The following is an 18040-nucleotide window of genomic DNA, read 5'->3' as shown; positions in this document are numbered from 1 at the left end:
CCGGCTCTCGCTCCAGAAGCACTACCACCGGGCGGAGCACTGGGTGGTGGTGCGCGGCACCGCCGAGGTCACCGTCGACGAACGGGTGGTGCTCGTCCACGAGAACGAGGCGGTCTACCTGCCCATCAGCTCGATGCACCGCCTCACCAACCCGGGCAAGATCGCCCTCGAACTCATCGAGGTGCAGGTCGGCTCCTACACCGGCGAGGACGACATCATCCGCGTCGAGGACATCTACGGGCGCTGAGTCAGGCCGCCACCGGCCGCTCGGCCCGTCCGCGATAGGACAGGGCCTCGGCGAGATGAACCCGCCGCACCGTCGCCTCGCCGTCGAGGTCGGCGAGGGTCCGCGCCACCCGCAGGGTGCGGTGGAAGCCCCGTGCCGAGAGGCGCATGGATTCGGCGGCACTCCGGATCAGGGCCGCGCCCTCCGCGTCGGGCGCGGCCACCGTCTCGATCACCGTCGCCGGACAGGTGGCGTTGGTGATGCCGGCGGCGAGATCGCCGGCCGTGTAGCGCGCCGTCTGCAGGGCGCGGGCGGCGGCGACCCGGGCCGCCGTCTCGGCCGAGCCCTCCGCCGGGGGCGGCAGGATGAGGTCGGCGGCGGTGACGGCCCCGACCTCGATGCGCAGGTCGATGCGGTCGAGGAGCGGGCCGGAGATGCGCGCGCCGTACTGGGCGACGCAGCGCTCGTTCGGACCCTTGCGGCAGGCATAGCCGGGCTCGAGGGCCTGGCCGCACCGGCACGGGTTCATGGCCGCCACGAGCTGGAACCGGGCCGGGTACGTCACCCGGTGATTGGCACGGGCGATCATGATCTCCCCGGTCTCCATGGGCTGGCGCAGGGAGTCGAGCACCTGCGGCGTGAATTCCGGCAGCTCGTCGAGGAACAGCACCCCCCCATGGGCGAGGGACGCCTCGCCCGGCCGGGCGTTGAGGCCGCCACCCACCAGGGCGGCCATGGAGGCGGAATGATGCGGCTGCCGGAACGGCCGGCGGTTCGACAGGGCCCCGTCCTTCAGGACCCCGGCCACCGACTGGATCATCGAGACTTCGAGGAGTTCGCGCGGGGACAGCGGCGGCAGGATCGACGGCAGGCGCGCGGCCAGCATCGACTTGCCGGCCCCGGGCGGGCCGTTGAAGATCAGATTGTGTCCCCCGCTGGCGGCGATCTCCAGGGCGCGCTTGGCGCCTTCCTGGCCCTTGATGTCGCGCAGATCCGGCAGGGGGCCGCCAGATGCGGCGATGGCGGGTTCGGGCCGGGCCATGACCTGGGTGCCCTTGAAGTGATTGGCGAGCTGGATCAGCGAGCGCGGCGCCAGCACGTCCATGTCGCCCGCCGCCCACGCCGCCTCGGGGCCGGTGGCGGCCGGGCAGATCAGGCCGAGGCCGCGTGCGTTGGCCGCCATGGCGGCGGGCAGCACGCCGGACACCGCCGTGATGGTGCCGTCGAGGGCGAGTTCCCCCAGTACGCAGTAGCCGGCCAGGGCATCGGCCGGCAGGGCGCCGATGGCCGCCATGACGGCGAGGGCGATGGGCAGGTCGTAATGCGAGCCTTCCTTGGGCAGGTCGGCCAGGGCGAGGTTCACGGTGATGCGCTTGGCCGGCAGGGCCAGCCCCGAGGCGATGAGGGCCGAGCGCACCCGTTCGCGCGATTCCCCCACGGCCTTGTCGGCGAGACCCACCACCGTGAAGGCCACGAGGCCGGGCGCGATCTGCACCTGGACATCGACGGCCCGTGCCTCGATTCCCTCGAAGGCGACGGTGGCGACGCGGGTGACCATGATTCTTCGCCCTCGGGATGTCTTGCCGCGTGCAAGCCTAGGCGGCAGCTGGACGGGAGACAACCTCGGCGGGTGAAGGACGCCCGATGAATTGGGAACAGAATCGTACGGCGCGTCGTTCGCACCGCACCCCAACGATTTCGAAGGAGTTCCCCATGTCGTTCAGGACCACCGGCTTCGCCGCCCTCGCCCTCGGCCTTGCCTTCACCGGCTCCGCCTTCGCCGACCGCGAGCCCACCGCCGCGGAGCTGACGCGGATCGACGCCGTGCTGAAGGAAGCCGGCTTCACCAAGTGGAAGAAGGTCGAGGTCGAGGACGACGAGATCGAGGTGGACGACGCCATCGACGCCAACGGCAAGCAGTTCGACCTGAAGCTCGATCCCAAGACCTTCGCCATCGTCAAGCGCAAGGCCGAGTAGGACGATCGGCAGCGGTTTTCCGCATTGGGATCACCGCTGCCGCTGGAACGCGACGGCCGATGTGCCCGCGCCGACGCCCTCCGGGGCCAGCGCCTGCCACCGGGTCAAGAGGGCGCCGCTCCGCTCCAGGCTGAAGAGCGGCGCCCCGATCTCATACAGCTTCGTTCCGTAGGCGTTGACGATCCGCCCGTCGCCGTAGGTGTGAAAATCCACCGAAACCGACCGCGCGTCACCCCGAAGCTTGCACACGATGGTTTCATTCGTTTGGAACCCCTCGATCCGCAGCAGGCAGTCGCGGTTTCCCCGACCCGGCACGATATCGAGGCGGTAGACGACGACGATGGCCGAGCCTCCCGTGGTCCGGCCCGCATCGTGCGCGAAGGTGTAGGTGCCGGCCCAGGACGGCGCCGATGCCGGGGTGGCGAAGGCCGCCGACATCGCGAAAAGGCAGGCCGGGACGGCCATGGCCGCGCGAACCCGGCCCGCACGAGCCCATCGTGTGTGGGACGAAACCATCCTTCGCTCTCCCTCGCGGTTGCTTCGATCCGGCCGCTTGCATCCGCCGCCGGCCCCGGCCATATAGCGCACGGGAGGTTGGCGAGGGACGTTTCACTCGCCAACCGGGTCAGGTCCGGAAGGAAGCAGCCCTAACGAGACCGAGCGGGTCTTCGTCCAGCCTCCCACCTTCGATCTGTAGCCCGCGTGGCGGCATCCCTCCGACCAGGGCGGTGCCAACCCACGCAAGGCGGCATGGACGCGACCTCCGGCACTCCGAGCGACGCCCCCGGCCTCCCGGGTTTTCCCGAGCCGCAAGCGGCCGCGACGCCCTACCGGGTGCTCGCCCGCAAGTACCGCCCCCAGAATTTCGACGACCTCATCGGCCAGGGCGCCATGGTGCGCACCCTGGCCAACGCGTTCGCGGCCAACCGCATCCCGCAAGCCTGGATGCTGACGGGCGTGCGCGGCGTCGGCAAGACCACCACGGCCCGCATCCTGGCGCGCGGCCTCAACTACGTCCGCGACGGGCACCCCGATACCGGTCCCACCATCGCCATGCCGGAGCTCGGCCGCCACTGCCAGGCGATCATGGAATCCCGGCACATGGACGTGCTGGAGATGGATGCCGCCTCGCATACGGGCATCGACGACGTGCGCGGGATCATCGACGGCATCCGCTATTCGCCGGTCTCGGCGCGCTACAAGGTCTACATCGTCGACGAGGTTCACATGCTCTCAGAGAAGGCGTTCAACGCCTTCCTGAAGACCCTCGAGGAGCCCCCGCCCCACGCCAAGTTCGTGTTCGCGACGACGGAAATCCGAAAAGTCCCGGTGACGATCCTGTCGCGCTGCCAGCGGTTCGACCTGCGCCGCGTCGAGGCCGACACCCTGGTCTCGCACCTCGCCAGGATCTGTGCGGCCGAGAGCGTCGAGGCCGATTTCGAGGCGCTCTCCGCCATCACGCGGGCGGCGGAAGGCTCAGTGCGCGACGCCCTCTCCCTCCTCGATCAGGCCATCGCGCACGGGGCCGGACACGTCAGCGCCCAGGGCGTGCGCGACATGCTCGGCCTCGCCGACCGGGGCCGGATCGTCGACCTGTTCGAGGCGGTGATGCGCGGCGACATCCCGGCGAGCTTTGCCGAGGTGCGTGGCCAGTACGAAGCCGGCGCCGACCCGGCCGTGATCCTGTCCGATCTCGCGAGCTTCACCCACCTCGTCACCCGCCTGAAGCTGGTGCCGGAGGAGGCCGCCGCCGACCCGACCCTGAGCGAAGCCGAGCGTTCGCGCGGCGGTGATTTCTCGCGAAAACTTTCCGTGCGGGTGCTGTCGCGGGCGTGGCAGATCCTGCTGAAGGCGATTCCCGAGGTCCAGACGGCGACGCGGCCCCTGGCCGCCGCCGAGATGGCGCTGGTGCGCCTCGCCTATGCGGCGGACCTGCCGACCCCCGACGAGGCCCTGCGACAGATGCGCGGCGAGGCCCTGGCGGCGCCCGCCCGCGCCCCGACGGACGCGCCATCCGGTGCCACGCCGGTGACGGCGCAGGGGCGCCCGGCCCTGCCGCCGATCCCGACCTTCTCGTCCGAGGCGCCGCCGCGCCCGGCCCTCGCCCTGGCGGCGGGCGGCGGTGGCACCCGTCCCGCCCTGACCATGGTCGCGCCGTCCCCGGCGGCGTCCATCGCCCCGGCGGTGGCGCCGGAGCCCGAGGGGCCGCGCCTCACGCGCTTCTCCGATGTCGTCGCCCTCGCCGACACCAAGCGCGACATCGGCCTGAAGATGGCCCTGGAGCGCGAGGTCCATCTCGTGCGCTTCGAGGAGGGCCGCATCGAGTTCCGCCTGGCGGAGGGAGGCCGCCAGACCATCGCCAACGATCTGGCCAGGGCCCTCGATGCCTGGACGGGCCGGCGCTGGATCGTCGCCCTGTCGAAGGAGACCGGCGAACCGACCCTCGACGCCACGGCGCGCGCCGCCACGGAAACCCGGCACCAGAACGCCGCCGCCCACCCCCTCGTGCGCGCGGTGATGGCCGGCTTCCCCGGCGCCCAGATCGTCGATGTGCGCGACCGTGCGCCCGAGGTCACGGCGGACGCGCCGCCCACGGGCGAGGCCGAGACCGACGAGACCGACGGCGAGGCATAGCGCCGCCATCGACCCGTCCCCAGATCAGGCAGAGACAGCCCTCCAGCCAAGGAATCCCAACGATGCGCGACCTCATGGGCATGATGAAGCAGGCCCAGGCCATGCAGGAGAAGATGGCCGCCCTGCAGGGCGAACTCGACACCGTCGAGGTCTCGGGCGCCTCCGGCGGCGGGGCCGTGTGGGTGACGATGACGGCCAAGGGGCAGGTGAAGGGCGTGCAGCTCGATCCCGCCATGATGAACCCGGACGAGCGCGAGATTCTGGAAGACCTCATCGTCGCCGCCATGAACGATGCCCGCGGCAAGGCCGAGCAGGTCGCCGCCGAGCGGATGGGCGAACTGACCAAGGGCCTGCCCCTGCCGCCCGGCCTGAAGCTTTTTTAGGATTCGCGCGTAAGAGGCGGCCAGGAGGCCGCCTCCCCTGACAAAAGATCAGGCCGCGATGGCCTGCGCGGACGGCTCGGCCGCACGCACGTCGGCGTCGACGTGCGCGGCGAAGCGCTTGAAGTTCTCCTGGAACATGGCGACGAGGCGCGTCGCCGTCTCGGCGAAGGCCGCCTTGTTGGCCCAGGTCTGAACCGGCGAGAGGACGTGCGGCTCCACGCCCGGTACCGAGACCGGCACCTGGAAGCCGAAATACGGATCGCGCCGGAACTCGACCTCGGACAAGGAGCCGTCCAAAGCCGCCGTGAGCAGGCGGCGGGTGACGCGGATCGGCATGCGCCGTCCGGTGCCGACGCCGCCCCCGGTCCAGCCGGTGTTGACGAGCCAGCAATCGACCTCGTGCTTCGCGATGAGGTCGCGCAGGAGGTTGCCGTAGACGCTCGGGTGCCGGGGCATGAACGGTGCCCCGAAACAGGTGGAGAACGTCGCCTCGGGCGCCGTCAGGCCGCGCTCCGTGCCGGCCACCTTGGCGGTGTAGCCCGACAGGAAATGGTACATCGCTTCCGCCCCCGTGAGCCGGGCGATGGGCGGCATCACCCCGAAAGCGTCGCAGGTGAGCATGACGATGGTCTTCGGGTGCGCCGCCCGCCCCGTGCTGCTCGCGTTGGCGATGAAGTCGAGGGGATAGGCGCAGCGGGTGTTCTCCGTGCGCGAGGCGTCGTCGAAATCCGGCACCCGGGTCTCGGGGTCGATGACCACGTTCTCCATCACCGTGCCGAAGCGCTCGGTGGTGGCGTAGATCTCCGGTTCGGCGTTGCGCGAGAGGCGGATGGTCTTGGCGTAGCAGCCACCCTCGAAGTTGAAGATCCCGTCCGGGCTCCAGCCGTGCTCGTCGTCACCGAGCAGCATGCGCGAGGAGTCGTTAGAGAGGGTGGTCTTGCCCGTGCCCGACAGGCCGAAGAACAGGGCCGACTGGCCGGCCTCGTCGAGGGCGGCGTTGGCCGAGCAGTGCATCGGCATCACGCCGACCTTGGGCAGGCGGTAGTTGAGGTAGGTGAAGACCGACTTCTTCATCTCACCGGCATAGGCCGACCCGCCGATGAGGACGATGCGGCGGGAAAAATCGATGGCGATGACCGTCTTCGAGCGGCAGCCGTGGCGGTGCGGCTCGGCCTCGAAGCTCGGCAGGTCGATGATCGTCAGCTCCGGCACGAAATCGGACAGGGTCTCGCGCTCGGGCCGGATCAGCAGGTTGCGGATGAACAGCGAATGCCAGGCGAGTTCCGTGAACACCCGGGCCTTCACCCGGTGGCACGGATCGGCGCCGCCGTGGAGGTCCTGGGCGAACAGCTCGCGGCACTCGGCATGGCCGAGAAAATCCTGGAACAGGGTCTCGAACTGCTCGGCCGTGATCGCCCCGTTGTTCTCCCACCAGACTTGGTCTTCGGTGTCGGCGTCCCGCACTACGAACTTGTCCTTGGGCGAACGCCCGGTATGGCTGCCGGTGGTCGCCACCAGGGCGCCGCCCCGCGCGAGTTCGGCCTCACTCCGGCGCAGGGCTTCCTCGTAGAGCCGCGGGGCCTCGAGATTCCAGTGCACCGCCTTCAACTGGCGAAAGCCGATGGCTTCGGCGCCGTGGCCCGAGTTGAAAAGTCCGATATTGGTCATGCGCGTTCCTCCTCGGGCACCTGATCGCTCCGCCGGGCCGAACTCGTTGTCTGGGACGTCCGCGCGGTCGTTCAGGTCCGCCGCGCGCAGGTTCGCCGTCCCATGAGGCACCGCCCACGAGCACCGATTGTGCTCGGTTGCTCAAATCTTGCCGACAAATCACGTTTGCGACAATGGAAAAAGAAATTTGAGGTTTGGCCCTCCCACCCCGCTGCGGGTGCGCGGGGGCGAAACCGGAGGCGGGCGACCCTATGTAACGGTGATCGCCGCTTTCGCCGGGGACGCTTCACCCGCTATCCGGCACGAACCCCGCGGCGGCCTCGAGCCGGCCGCACGAGCCCAGACGGACCGTCCATGCCCCAAGCCGTCGCCGGTCCCGAGATCGAGCGCCTGATCCAGCTCCTCGCCCGCATGCCGGGCCTCGGCCCCCGTTCGGCCCGCCGGGCGGCGCTGCAGCTGATCAAGAAGCGCGAGACCCTGCTCGCCCCCCTGGCCGACGCCATGCGGGTGGCCTCCGAGCGCATCGTCGTTTGCAGCGCCTGCGGCAACGTCGATACCGCCGAGCCCTGCACCATCTGCCGCGACGAGGGCCGCGATCCGTCGACCCTCGTGGTCGTGGAGGACGTGTCCGACCTCTGGGCCCTGGAGCGCTCGGGCGCGGTGAGCGCCCGCTACCACGTGCTGGGCGGCGTGCTCTCGGCGCTCGATGGCGTGCGCCCCGAGCACCTCAACCTCGACAGCCTCGTGGCCCGGGCCGCCGACCCGGCCATGCGCGAGATCATCCTGGCGCTCAACGCCACCGTCGATGGCCAGACCACGGCGCATTACGTCACCGAATCGCTGAAAAGCCTCGGGTTGAAGATCACCCGCCTCGCCCATGGCGTGCCGGTGGGCGGCGAACTCGACTATCTCGACGAAGGCACGCTCACGGCCGCCATCCGCAGCCGCACGCCGTTCTGACCCCGGTCGGCCGGACCGGTCATTTGACCGCTCATCGGCACAACCTTATCTGCGATGGATCGGGGCGCCGCCGCGCCCGACAGCCCAAGTCCGTATCCCATGACCATTCGTCCCCTCGTCATCCTGCCCGACCCGATCCTGCGCAAGGTCTCCGAGCCCGTCGGCCCCGTGACGGACGCGATCCGCACCCTCGTCGCCGACATGCTGGAGACCATGTACGACGCCCCCGGCGTCGGCCTCGCGGCGATCCAGATCGGGGTGGCGAAGCGCGTCGTCACCATCGACACCTCGAAGGACGAGGACGACCGCCGGCCGCAGATCTTCCTCGACCCCGAGATCGTCTGGGGCTCGGACGAGAAGCGGGTCTACGACGAGGGCTGCCTGTCGATCCCGGAATATTACGGCGAGGTCGAGCGGCCCGACCGGGTTCGCGTGCGGTTTCGCGATCTCGAGGGTAAGACCCAGGAGATCGAGGCCGACGGGCTGCTCGCCACCTGCATCCAGCACGAGATCGATCATCTCGACGGCGTGCTGTTCATCGACCACCTGTCGAAGCTGAAGCGCGACCGGGTGGTGAAGAAATTCGCCAAGGCGGCCAAGCGCGACGCCGCGTAGTCTCATCCCAAGGAAGTCTTCGATGCGCGTCGTGTTCATGGGCACGCCGGATTTTGCCGTGCCGACGCTGGCGCGCCTCCACGCCGACGGCCATGCCATCGTCGCCGTCTACACCCGCGCGCCGGCGAAGGCCGGGCGCGGCATGGCCCTGAAGGCCTCACCCGTCCAGGTGATGGCCGAGAGCCTCGGCGCGCCGGTGCTGACGCCCGCGACCTTGAAGACGCCGGAGGCCGTCGCGGCCTTCCGGTCGCACGCGGCCGATGTCGCCGTGGTGGTGGCCTATGGGATGCTCCTGCCGCAGGCGATCCTCGACCTGCCGCGTCACGGCTGCCTCAACCTGCACGGCTCCCTGCTACCGCGCTGGCGCGGCGCCGCTCCGATCCAGCGCGCCGTGATGGCGGGCGACGCGGAAAGCGGTGTCGGCGTGATGCGGATGGAAGCCGGCCTCGACACCGGCCCGGTGGCCCTGGAGGCGCGCCTGCCGATCGCGCCCGGCATGAGCGCCGGCGCCCTGCACGACGCCCTGATGCCGCTCGGCGCCGACCTGATGGCGCGAGCCCTCGCCGAACTGGAGCGCGGCGGCCTGACGTTCACGCCGCAAGCCGGCGAGGGCGTCGCCTACGCGCACAAGATCACCAACGCCGAGGCGCGGATCGACTGGACCCGTCCGGCCGACGAAGTCGCCAACCACATCAACGGACTGGCGCCCTTCCCCGGTGCCTTCTTCGAAGTCGATCTCGGCAAGGGCATCGAGCGCGTGAAGGTCCTGGGCGCCATCGCGACGGACGGCGCAGGCGCCCCCGGCACCATCCTCGACGGGGCCTGCACCCTCGCCTGCGGGACGGGCGCCGTCCGCCTCACGGCCCTGCGCCGCGCCGGCAAGGGCGGTGCGGCCGACGGGCCGGAGTTCCTGCGGGGCGCGCGCTTGGCGCCCGGCGCATTCCTCAACGCCTGATGCCGCGCTACAAGCTCGTCATCGAGTACGACGGCACCCCCTTCTGCGGCTGGCAGCGCCAGACCGCCCAACCCTCCGTGCAAGGTGCCATCGAGACGGCGGTGACGCGCTTTTCCGGCGAGACCGCCGGGCTCACCTGCGCGGGCCGCACCGATACGGGGGTCCACGCCACGCATCAGGTCGCGCATCTCGACCTCGCCAAGGCGTGGCGGACGGACGTGGTGCGCGACGCCGTCAACGCGCATCTGCGCCCGCACCCGGTCTCGATCCTTAGTGCCGAGATCGTCGCGCCGGCGTTCAACGCCCGCCATTCCGCTTTCCGGCGGCACTATCGCTACCGCATCCTCGCCCGGCGCAGCCCGGCGGCCCTGACCCGCGGACAGGTCTGGCAGGTGCCGTGGCCCCTCGATGTCGGCCTGATGCAGGCGGCCGCCCGCCCGTTGCTGGGCTGCCACGACTTCACCGCCTTCCGCGCCGCCGAGTGCCAGGCGAAGAGCCCGATCCGCACCCTGGAGCAGCTCGACGTCGCGCTGCAGCCCATGGGCCATTTCGAGGAAATCGTGGTGGCGGCCTCCGCACGCTCGTTCCTGCACCACCAGGTCCGGGGATTGGTCGGCACCCTCGTGCTGGCGGGCTCCGGCAAGATCACGGCCGACGACGTCGCCGACATCCTGGCGAGCCGCGACCGCAGCCGCTGCGGGCCACTGGCGCCGTCGTGTGGATTGACGCTGGTGGGAGTGGATTACCCGGGGGCAGTAGAGTCTTACGGAGACAGCCCTCGGGTTGCCGAGTCGAAGTAAGCCGCGATCACCCGCGTGTAGATCGCGGTCAGCCGGTTCAGGTCGGCCACGGCCACACACTCGTCGGTCTGGTGCATGGTTTCGCCGACGAGGCCGAACTCGATGACCGGGCAGGCGTCCTTGATGAAGCGGGCGTCCGAGGTGCCGCCCGTGGTCGAGAGTTTCGGCACCCGGCCGGTCTCCGTCTCGATGGCGGCGGAGACGAGGTCGGTGAAGGCGTCGGGTTCCGTGAGGAAGGCGGGGGAGTTCGAGGGCTGCAGGTCGAGGCTGTAGCGCACGGCGTTGCCGGCGGCCCGCTCCAGACGGTCGCGGATTTCGGCGCCAAGCGTCTCGGCCGTCCAGCCCTCGTTGAAGCGGACGTTGAAGGTCGCCCGCGCCTCCGCCGGGATGACGTTGGTGGCCGGGTTGCCGACGTCGAGGGTGGTGAATTCGAGGTTCGAGGCGTCGAAGTGCCGGGTGCCGCCATCGAGCGGCGCGGCCAGCAGCGCGCCCGCGAGGCGCAGCATCCCGGGAATCGGGTTCTCCGCCCGGTGGGGGTAGGCGACATGCCCCTGTCGGCCATGGACCGTGAGCTTGCCCGTGAGCGACCCGCGTCGGCCGATCTTGATCATGTCGCCGAGGCGTTCCGGGTTGGTCGGCTCGCCGAGCAGGCAATGGTCGAAGCGCTCGCCGCGTGCCCGCGCCCAGTCCAACAGCTTCACCGTGCCGTTGATGGCCGGCCCCTCCTCGTCGCCGGTGATGAGGAAGCCGAGGGAGCCGGAAAAGGCGGGGCCGACGGCGTCGAGGTAGTCGAGGGCGGCGGCGAGCATGCAGGCGATGCCGCCCTTCATGTCGACGGCACCGCGCCCGTAGAGGATGCCGTCGGCCACCGTCCCGGCGAATGGCCCGTGGCGCCAGGCTGCGACCTCCCCCGTCGGCACCACGTCGGTGTGGCCGGCAAACAGCAGGTAGGGGGTCCCGGTGCCGATGCGGGCATAGAGGTTGTCGATGTCGGGCGTCCCGGATTCGGAAAAGCGCGGCCGGTGGACCGTGAAACCGGCCCCCTCCAGCACGCCGCCGAGCCAGTCGAGGGCGCCGCCCTCCTCCGGCGTCACGGACGGGCAGCGGATCAGGGCCTGGGCCAGGCCGAGCGGTGAACGGTCGAGGGAATCGGGCACGGGCCAAGCTCGCGGCGGGATCAGGTCTCCACGGCCATAGGCGCGGTCCGCAGAGCGCGCAAATCACGGGGCTTCCGGTGGCGGGTCGCGGGGTTTATCTCCCGGTCATGGCCCTGTCATCCGATGAAGTCGAACGCTACGCCCGCCACCTCGTCCTGCGCGAGGTCGGCGGACCGGGCCAAGCCCGCCTCAAGGCGGCGCGCATCCTCGTGGTCGGGGCCGGCGGGCTCGGCGCGCCCCTGATCCAGTATCTGGCGGCCGCCGGCATCGGCACCATCGGGGTCGTCGACGACGATACCGTGTCCCTGTCGAACCTCCAGCGGCAGGTGATCCACGGCACGCCGGATCTCGGCCGGCCGAAAGTCGAGAGCGCGGCCGACGCCGTCGCCCGGCTCAACCCGCACGTCGCGTTCGCGGCGCATCCCTTTCGGTTGACGGCGGAGAATGCCGGCGATCTCATCGCCCGCTACGACCTCGTTGCCGACGGCTCGGACAATTTCGCCACGCGCTACGCCGTTTCGGACGCGTGCTTCCACGCCCGGCGCCCCCTGGTGACGGCGGCGCTGGGCCAGTTCGACGGCTCGCTCACCACCATCCGGGCGCACGAGACCGGGCCGGACGGGCGTCCGAACCCGACCTATCGCTGCCTGTTCCCGAGTCCGCCGCCGCCCGGTTCCGTGCCGGCCTGCGCCGAGGCCGGGGTCCTGGGCGCACTTGCCGGCATCATGGGCTCGCTCATGGCTCTGGAGGTGATCCGCGCGGTGACGGATTTCGGCGAGCCCCTGGTCGGGCGCCTGCTCATGGTCGACGCCCGCTCCATGCGGTTCGAAACCCTCGGCTACGCCTGGGACGATGCGAACCCGTTGAGCGGAACAACGTGAGTCGTCACGCCGCCTTGTCGAGGCAGCACTTCTTGAACTTCTTGCCGCTGCCGCACGGGCACGGATCGTTGCGCCCGACATCCTTGAATGGATTGCGCACGGGCTGGCCCGCATCCTCCGCCGTCCAGGCGAGATCTGCGACGGGATCGTCGATGGTGCCGTAGCGGCGCGGATCGAAGCGGGCGAGGTCGTCGGGCTTGGCCTCGGCCTGGCGCAGGGTGGTGCGGAACCACGGCGCGTCGCTGAACTCGTCGGTGAGGCGCCCGTCCTTGCGCGCGGCCGCGGAGCGGGGCGCCAGATCGCGAAACCCCAGCAGCGCGATGGTCTCCTCCCACCCGACCCAGCCGATATCGCCCTCGACGGCCACCCGCTTGTCGTCGAAGCGCACGAGGAGGTCGTGGGTCGCCTGCCGGTCGACGCGACCGGTCTGGGTCAGGAAGGTCAGGGCCGCGAAGGCTTCGTTCCGCACGAAATCGTCGAGGGTGCTGTCGAGGAGGAGCGTGTGGAGCGGGGCCGCGTCCCCGTCGAAGACGCTGACGAGGATGCGGGCGAGCGTGATCGTCACCGCGTCGCCCAGGAGGGCGTCGAGGGTATCGCCGTCCTGATGCAGCAGGCGCACCAGGGGGGCGAACGCGCGGGTGTCGCGGGCGGCGGCGAGAACGTGCAGGCCGTAGAATAACAGGTTGGCGTCGGCCTCCGACACTTCGGCGCCGTCCACGGGCCCGGCCAGCACGCGCAGGACCTCGTCGGCGATGGAGTCCGGCGCCGCGACGGCCTTGCGAAGTTCGGCGGCCGGGAGGTACTCGGCCGCCGAGAGGGCCTCGACGAGGGTGGGGTCGATCATGGCGGGGCTCCGTTGTTCCAGGATCAGGCGCGCAGGGTCGCGCCGGTCTTGCGGCCGACCTCGGCGACGATCTTGGCCGTCACCGCCTCGATCTCCGCATCCGTCAGGGTGCGCTCGACGGGCTGGAGGCGCACGGCGATGGCCACGGACTTCGAGCCCTCCGGAATGCCGACGCCCTCGTAGATGTCGAACACGTCGATGCCGGCGATGAGCTTGCGCTCGGCCGCCTGCGCCGCCTTCACCACCTCGCCCGCCGCCACGTCGCGGGGCACCACGAAGGCGAAGTCCCGCGAGACGGGCTGGAAGTCGGAGAGCGCCAGGGCCGGCTTCACTTTCGTCGGCCGGTACTTCGGCAGGGGTACGCCGTCGAGGGTGATCTCGAAGGCGACGATCTGCCCCTTGAGGTCCAGAGCCTTCATCACGCGCGGGTGGATCTCGCCGAAATACCCGACGGGATTCTTCGGCCCGAACTGCAGGGTGCCGGAGCGGCCGGGATGCAGCCAGTCCGGACCGCCGGCCACCACCTGCAGGCCGCCCGTGGGGATGCCGAAGGCGGCGAGCAGTGCCAGGGCGTCGGCCTTGGCGTCAAACGCATCCACCGGAGCGGCGGCACCATCCCAATGACGTCCGCCGCCGAGATGGCCGGCGGTGGCCCGCCGGATCGCCGTGGCACGGATGGTCTGGCCCTCGGGCTGGTCGCTCTCGAAGCACTGCCCGACCTCGAACAGGGCCGCATCGGCGAGACCGCGGTCGGCGTTGCGCTGGGCGGCGCGCAGGAGGCCGGGCACGAGGCTCGGGCGCATGTCGGACAGATCCGCCGCGATGGGATTGGCGAGAACGAGATCCGCCCGGCCGCCGCCGAACAGCACCGCGTCGTCGTGGGGAATGAACGACCACGTCACCGCCTCGACGAGGCCGCGCGCTGCCAGCGCCCGCTTGGCGAGGCGCGTGCGCTTCTGGATCACCGTCAGCACGGGCTTGCCGACCTGGGCCTCGATGCGCGGGAGGGGCTTCGGCTCGATGCGATCGAGGCCGGCGATGCGGATGATCTCCTCGACGAGGTCGGCCTTGCCCTCGACATCGGCGCGCCAGGACGGGGTGAGCACCTTCACCCGGTCGCCGCTGCCGGCGACGTGAAAGCCCAACGCCTCCAGGGTCACCTTCATCTCGGCCCGCGACAGTTCGAGACCGGCCAGACGCCGGGTCTCTGTCCAGGGGAAATCGATGACCCGCTCGGTCTCGGGCGGCTCACCGACGATGACGGGCTGGCTCGGGGTGCCGCCGCAGATCTCGAGGACGAGGCGGGTGGCGAGATCGAGGCCCGGCAGGGTGAAGGCCGGATCGACGCCGCGCTCGAAGCGGTAGCGCGCATCGGTGATGATCCCGAGGCGCCGCCCGCTCTGGGCGATGTTCACCGGGTCCCACAGGGCGGATTCGATGAGAACGTCTACGGTGCCGGCATCGCAGCCGGAGGCTTCGCCGCCGATGATGCCGCCGATGGATTCCACGCCGTTGCCGTCGGCGATGACGACGGTGTCGTCGGTGAGGGCGTAGGTCTTGCCGTCGAGCGCCTTGAGTTCCTCGCCGTCGCGGGCACGGCGCACGATGAGGCCGCCCACCACCTTGGCGGCGTCGAAGACGTGCAGGGGCCGGCCCCGGTCGAAGGTCAGGTAGTTGGTGATGTCGACGAGGGCGTTGATCGGGCGCAGGCCGATGGCGCGCAGGCGCGCCTGCATCCAGTCCGGCGACGGACCGTTCCGGACGCCGGTGACGCGGCGCAGGGTGAAGTATGGGCACAGGCCGCGATCGGCCGGCTCGAAGTCGAGGGTGACGGTCACCGGACAGGCCCCCTCCCCGCGCACGGGCGGCTGGGCCTTGTGCTTGAGGCCACCGAGGCCGGTGGCGGCGAGATCGCGGGCGATACCGTGGATCGAGGTGCAGTCGGCGCGGTTGGGCGTCAGGTTGATCTCGATGATCGGATCGTCGAGGCCGGCATAGACGGCGTAGGGCTGGCCCGTCGGCGCGTCCTCCGGCAGATCGAGGATGCCGTCGTGATCGTCGCCGAGGCCGAGTTCGGCCCCCGAGCACAGCATGCCCCGGCTCTCGACGCCGCGAATGGTACCGACCGACAGGGTGATGGCCTTGCCGGGCACGTAGGTGCCGGGCGGGGCGAACACCGTCTTCATGCCGGCCCGGGCGTTCGGCGCCCCGCAGACCACCTGTACGGGCTGTCCGTCGCCGGCATCGACGGAGCAGACGCGCAGGCGATCGGCGTTCGGGTGCTGCTCGGCCGTGAGCACGTGGGCGACCACGTAGGCCTTCAGGCTCGCCGCCTTGTCCTCGATGCCCTCGACCTCGAGGCCGATGCGCGTCAGCGTCTCGGAGATGGTGTCGAGGGAGGCCTCGGCGTCGAGGTGATCCTTGAGCCAGGAGAGGGTGAATTTCATGGGTACGACTCTTCGGCCCTAGAGCGGCCGGGTTCTGGCGATCAGGAGAACCGCAAGCTTCTTGCGGTCGAGCGTCGGGAGGGATTCGATCACCGTCACCGTCCGTTCCGCAAGTTCGATCAGGCGCAACGTCTCGTCGTGGCGGACCATCAGAGCCGGCGGCGAATAGTCGGCGGCATTTCGGGCTTCCTGCAAACTCAGGAAATTATTGCCGATATCGGTCACCGATGAGCCGATCAGGTTCGCGTCCCGACTGTTAAGACGTTTCTTTGCCGTTCCATGATCGAGAAGTCGATAGATGGGCTCCAGCACCGCATTCTCCTGGCTCCATCCGATCAGTTCGCTCGCACAGACGAAGCAGAGTGCATGGAAGACTGCGTAGTAGGACCCGCTGATGGCCCTGCGCATGGCTGCTTTACGCAGACTCACACGTCCGCGCGTGTTCGCAAGCGCGCGGGATGTCTCAATCAGATCATAGACGAGCGGATTTCCGAGTCTCGGCATCAGTGCTGGTCCGAAATCTCGTCCGAGGGATCGTCGCTCAGCACTTCGTCATCGGGGTAATCGTAGCGAATATACGGAAACCGCTCCTCGCCCTTGTCGAGGAGTCGCTTGCGCAAAGATGACAGTGCACGCGTGGAAGCCTCTCCGTTGGTTACACCAGCCTGCGGCTTGAAATGCGCCGTCACGTAGAGCGAAGGCTCGCCGTCGAAATCCGGTGCAGGCCGAACCTCGGCATGGGCGAAGCCATGGGGACCGAGCGTTTCGCGAAGAACCTCGTTGGCGATCCGATGAATTTCGTCCCCGGTCATTCCTGCCTCCTACCCAGTCAATCCAGCCACCAAGCTCGGGATATCCAGCGGCCGGAAGCCGTAATGGTCGAGCCAGCGCACGTCGGCCTCGAAGAACGGGCGCAGGTCCGGCATGCCGTATTTGAGCATGGCGATGCGGTCGATGCCCATGCCGAAGGCGAAGCCCTGGACGCTGTCGGGATCGAGGCCGCAATTCCGCAGGACGTTCGGGTGGACCATGCCGCAGCCGAGAATTTCGAGCCAGTCGGTGCCCTCGCCGAAGCGGATCTCGCCGCCTTTTCGCGAGCACTGGATGTCCACCTCCGCCGAGGGTTCGGTGAAGGGGAAGAACGACGGGCGGAAGCGCATCTTCACGGCCTCGACCTCGAAGAAGGTCCGGCAGAACTCCTCCAGCACCCACTTCAGGTTGGCGATGTTGGCCGTCTTGTCGATGACGAGGCCCTCGACCTGATGGAACATCGGCGTGTGGGTCTGGTCGGAATCATGGCGGTAGGTCCGGCCCGGGCAGATCACCCGGATCGGCGGCTGCTGGGCGCGCATGGTGCGGATCTGCACCGGTGAGGTGTGGGTGCGCAGCACCTTGCGCTGGCCGTTGCGGTCGGGGGCCAGGAAGAAGGTGTCGTGCATTTCGCGCGCCGGGTGGCCGGGCGGAAAGTTGAGGGCCGTGAAGTTGTAGTCGTCGGTCTCGATGTCCGGACCTTCGGCGACGGAAAAGCCCATATCGGCGAAGATCGCCGCGATCTCGTCCATGACCTGGCTGATGGGGTGGATGCGCCCGCGTGCCTCCGGCGCCTCGCGCACGGGCAGGGTCACGTCGATGCGCTCGGCGGACAGGCGTGCGGTGAGGGCGGCCTCGGCGAGGGCTTCGCGGCGGGTGGACAGCGCGCCCTGCACTCGATCGCGGAGGCCGTTGATGAGGGGACCGCGCGCCTTGCGCTCGTCGGGCGTCATGGCGCCCAGGGTCTTGAGCAGTTCGGAGACCGAACCCTTCTTGCCGAGCGCCGCCACGCGCACGGCGTCGAGGGAAGCCTCGTCGGACGCGGCCGCGACTTCTGCGAGAAGATCGCCTTCGAGGGTGTCGAGATCGGTCATCGGTTCAACTCACCGGCTGCGGCGCGACCCCGTGAGGGTCAGGCGGTCATGGGCGGGGGTTTTGCGGGTCGGGGCCGCCTTGGCAAGCCGTCGCCCCTCGGAAAAGACCGGGCCCATGTCAGGAAAACGACTGGAAAAACAGAAAGGCGCGGCGCCCATGCGGGGCCGCGCCTTGTCCGTAGGATTCCGACCCGAGGGCCGAACGGCTGGCTCAGGCTGCCTTGGCGACGTCCTGCAGGGAGGCCTTGGCCTTCTCGACCACGGCGGCGAAGGTCGCCGGCTCGTGGATGGCGAGCTCGGACAGGGCCTTGCGGTCGACCTCGATGCCGGACTTGGCGAGCGCGTTGATGAAGCGCGAATAGGTCAGGCCATGCTCGCGGACGGCGGCGTTGAGGCGCTGGATCCAGAGGGCGCGGAACGTGCGCTTCTTGTTCTTACGATCGCGGTAGGCATACTGCATGCCCTTCTCGACCGCCTGCTTGGCGATCCGGATCGTATTCTTGCGGCGACCGTAATAACCACGGGCGGCCTTGAGGACTTTCTTGTGCTTCGCGTGACTGGTCACGCCGCGCTTGACGCGGGCCATATG

19 protein-coding genes and 1 other RNA gene are annotated in these 18040 nt (G+C 69.7%); 10 read left to right on the top strand and 10 right to left on the bottom strand.

Features of this window, described 5'->3' with window-relative positions; all coding sequences use genetic code 11:
• Positions 1-247, top strand: a 247-nt coding sequence (locus tag FV218_RS06460; RefSeq protein WP_147709121.1) for a cupin domain-containing protein, incomplete at its 5' end; no start/stop codon positions are given.
• 1 nt (position 248) lies between these two features.
• On the opposite strand, the gene FV218_RS06455 is transcribed toward FV218_RS06460, so the two are convergent.
• Complete coding sequence (locus FV218_RS06455; RefSeq protein ID WP_147709120.1) at positions 249-1784, bottom strand: YifB family Mg chelatase-like AAA ATPase; 1536 nt, start codon at positions 1782-1784, stop codon at positions 249-251.
• Between the two features lie 155 nt (positions 1785-1939).
• On the opposite strand from FV218_RS06455, the gene FV218_RS06450 reads away from it, so the two are divergent.
• Entirely contained in the window at positions 1940-2203 is a 264-nt protein-coding gene (locus FV218_RS06450; RefSeq protein WP_147709119.1) for a PepSY domain-containing protein, read from the top strand.
• A gap of 30 nt (positions 2204-2233) precedes the next feature.
• Here FV218_RS06450 and FV218_RS06445 read toward each other — a convergent pair whose 3' ends face one another.
• Entirely contained in the window at positions 2234-2668 is a 435-nt protein-coding gene (locus FV218_RS06445; protein WP_147709118.1) for a DUF5991 domain-containing protein, read from the bottom strand.
• 123 nt (positions 2669-2791) lie between these two features.
• Between FV218_RS06445 and ffs the strand changes: the two genes are divergently transcribed.
• From ffs to FV218_RS06430, 3 genes are all read left to right on the top strand, one after another.
• Positions 2792-2888, top strand: an RNA gene (gene ffs, locus FV218_RS06440) — signal recognition particle sRNA small type.
• Between the two features lie 65 nt (positions 2889-2953).
• Positions 2954-4837: a DNA polymerase III subunit gamma/tau gene (locus FV218_RS06435; RefSeq protein WP_147709117.1), complete on the top strand. Its 1884-nt coding sequence runs from the start codon at positions 2954-2956 to the stop codon at positions 4835-4837.
• A 62-nt stretch (positions 4838-4899) separates the two neighbouring features.
• The gene (locus FV218_RS06430; protein WP_147709116.1) at positions 4900-5220 is read left to right on the top strand and encodes a YbaB/EbfC family nucleoid-associated protein; all 321 of its coding nucleotides are present in this window, start codon (positions 4900-4902) and stop codon (positions 5218-5220) included.
• Between the two features lie 48 nt (positions 5221-5268).
• On the opposite strand, the gene FV218_RS06425 is transcribed toward FV218_RS06430, so the two are convergent.
• The gene (locus FV218_RS06425) at positions 5269-6888 is read right to left on the bottom strand and encodes a phosphoenolpyruvate carboxykinase (RefSeq protein WP_147709115.1); all 1620 of its coding nucleotides are present in this window, start codon (positions 6886-6888) and stop codon (positions 5269-5271) included.
• A 354-nt stretch (positions 6889-7242) separates the two neighbouring features.
• On the opposite strand from FV218_RS06425, the gene recR reads away from it, so the two are divergent.
• From recR to truA, 4 genes are all read left to right on the top strand, one after another.
• On the top strand, positions 7243-7848 hold the full coding sequence (recR, locus tag FV218_RS06420; RefSeq protein WP_056087008.1) for a recombination mediator RecR: 606 nt from the start codon (positions 7243-7245) through the stop codon (positions 7846-7848).
• A gap of 99 nt (positions 7849-7947) precedes the next feature.
• Complete coding sequence (locus FV218_RS06415; protein ID WP_147709114.1) at positions 7948-8463, top strand: peptide deformylase; 516 nt, start codon at positions 7948-7950, stop codon at positions 8461-8463.
• A 22-nt stretch (positions 8464-8485) separates the two neighbouring features.
• A complete protein-coding gene (gene fmt / locus FV218_RS06410; protein WP_147709113.1) occupies positions 8486-9418 on the top strand; it encodes a methionyl-tRNA formyltransferase in 933 nt (310 codons plus the stop codon).
• The gene (gene truA / locus FV218_RS06405; RefSeq protein WP_147709112.1) at positions 9418-10218 is read left to right on the top strand and encodes a tRNA pseudouridine(38-40) synthase TruA; all 801 of its coding nucleotides are present in this window, start codon (positions 9418-9420) and stop codon (positions 10216-10218) included. The genes fmt and truA overlap by 1 nt, the downstream gene beginning before the upstream one ends.
• Here truA and dapE read toward each other — a convergent pair.
• A complete protein-coding gene (gene dapE / locus FV218_RS06400; RefSeq protein WP_147709111.1) occupies positions 10182-11375 on the bottom strand; it encodes a succinyl-diaminopimelate desuccinylase in 1194 nt (397 codons plus the stop codon). The genes truA and dapE overlap by 37 nt on opposite strands.
• 107 nt (positions 11376-11482) lie before the next feature.
• On the opposite strand from dapE, the gene moeB reads away from it, so the two are divergent.
• Positions 11483-12256 carry a molybdopterin-synthase adenylyltransferase MoeB gene (gene moeB, locus FV218_RS06395; RefSeq protein WP_056087023.1) on the top strand — a complete coding sequence of 258 codons (774 nt, stop codon included), beginning with the start codon at positions 11483-11485 and terminating at the stop codon, positions 12254-12256.
• Positions 12257-12260: 4 nt separating this feature from the next.
• Here moeB and FV218_RS06390 read toward each other — a convergent pair whose 3' ends face one another.
• The 6 genes from FV218_RS06390 to rplT all read right to left on the bottom strand — a co-directional run bounded on the left by FV218_RS06390 (position 12261) and on the right by rplT (position 18037).
• Positions 12261-13100 (bottom strand): DUF1186 domain-containing protein, encoded by an 840-nt coding sequence (locus FV218_RS06390; protein WP_147709110.1) that lies wholly within the window; start codon positions 13098-13100, stop codon positions 12261-12263.
• A gap of 23 nt (positions 13101-13123) precedes the next feature.
• Positions 13124-15547 carry a phenylalanine--tRNA ligase subunit beta gene (gene pheT, locus FV218_RS06385; protein WP_147709109.1) on the bottom strand — a complete coding sequence of 808 codons (2424 nt, stop codon included), beginning with the start codon at positions 15545-15547 and terminating at the stop codon, positions 13124-13126.
• An 18-nt stretch (positions 15548-15565) separates the two neighbouring features.
• Positions 15566-16051 (bottom strand): hypothetical protein, encoded by a 486-nt coding sequence (locus FV218_RS06380; protein ID WP_147709108.1) that lies wholly within the window; start codon positions 16049-16051, stop codon positions 15566-15568.
• Positions 16051-16359 carry a hypothetical protein gene (locus FV218_RS06375; protein ID WP_147709107.1) on the bottom strand — a complete coding sequence of 103 codons (309 nt, stop codon included), beginning with the start codon at positions 16357-16359 and terminating at the stop codon, positions 16051-16053. The genes FV218_RS06380 and FV218_RS06375 overlap by 1 nt, the downstream gene beginning before the upstream one ends.
• 9 nt (positions 16360-16368) lie before the next feature.
• Complete coding sequence (gene pheS, locus FV218_RS06370; RefSeq protein WP_147709106.1) at positions 16369-17451, bottom strand: phenylalanine--tRNA ligase subunit alpha; 1083 nt, start codon at positions 17449-17451, stop codon at positions 16369-16371.
• Positions 17452-17662: 211 nt separating this feature from the next.
• Positions 17663-18037, bottom strand: a complete 375-nt coding sequence (gene rplT, locus FV218_RS06365; protein WP_147709105.1) for a 50S ribosomal protein L20 — start codon at positions 18035-18037, stop codon at positions 17663-17665.
• Positions 18038-18040: the final 3 nt, after the last annotated feature.

The sequence above is a fragment of the Methylobacterium sp. WL69 genome (assembly GCF_008039485.1).
In the GTDB taxonomy this organism is placed as follows: Bacteria; Pseudomonadota; Alphaproteobacteria; order Rhizobiales; family Beijerinckiaceae; genus Methylobacterium.
Note: the sequence above shows the minus strand (reverse complement) of the source record. Positions and strands in the feature narration are given on the sequence as shown.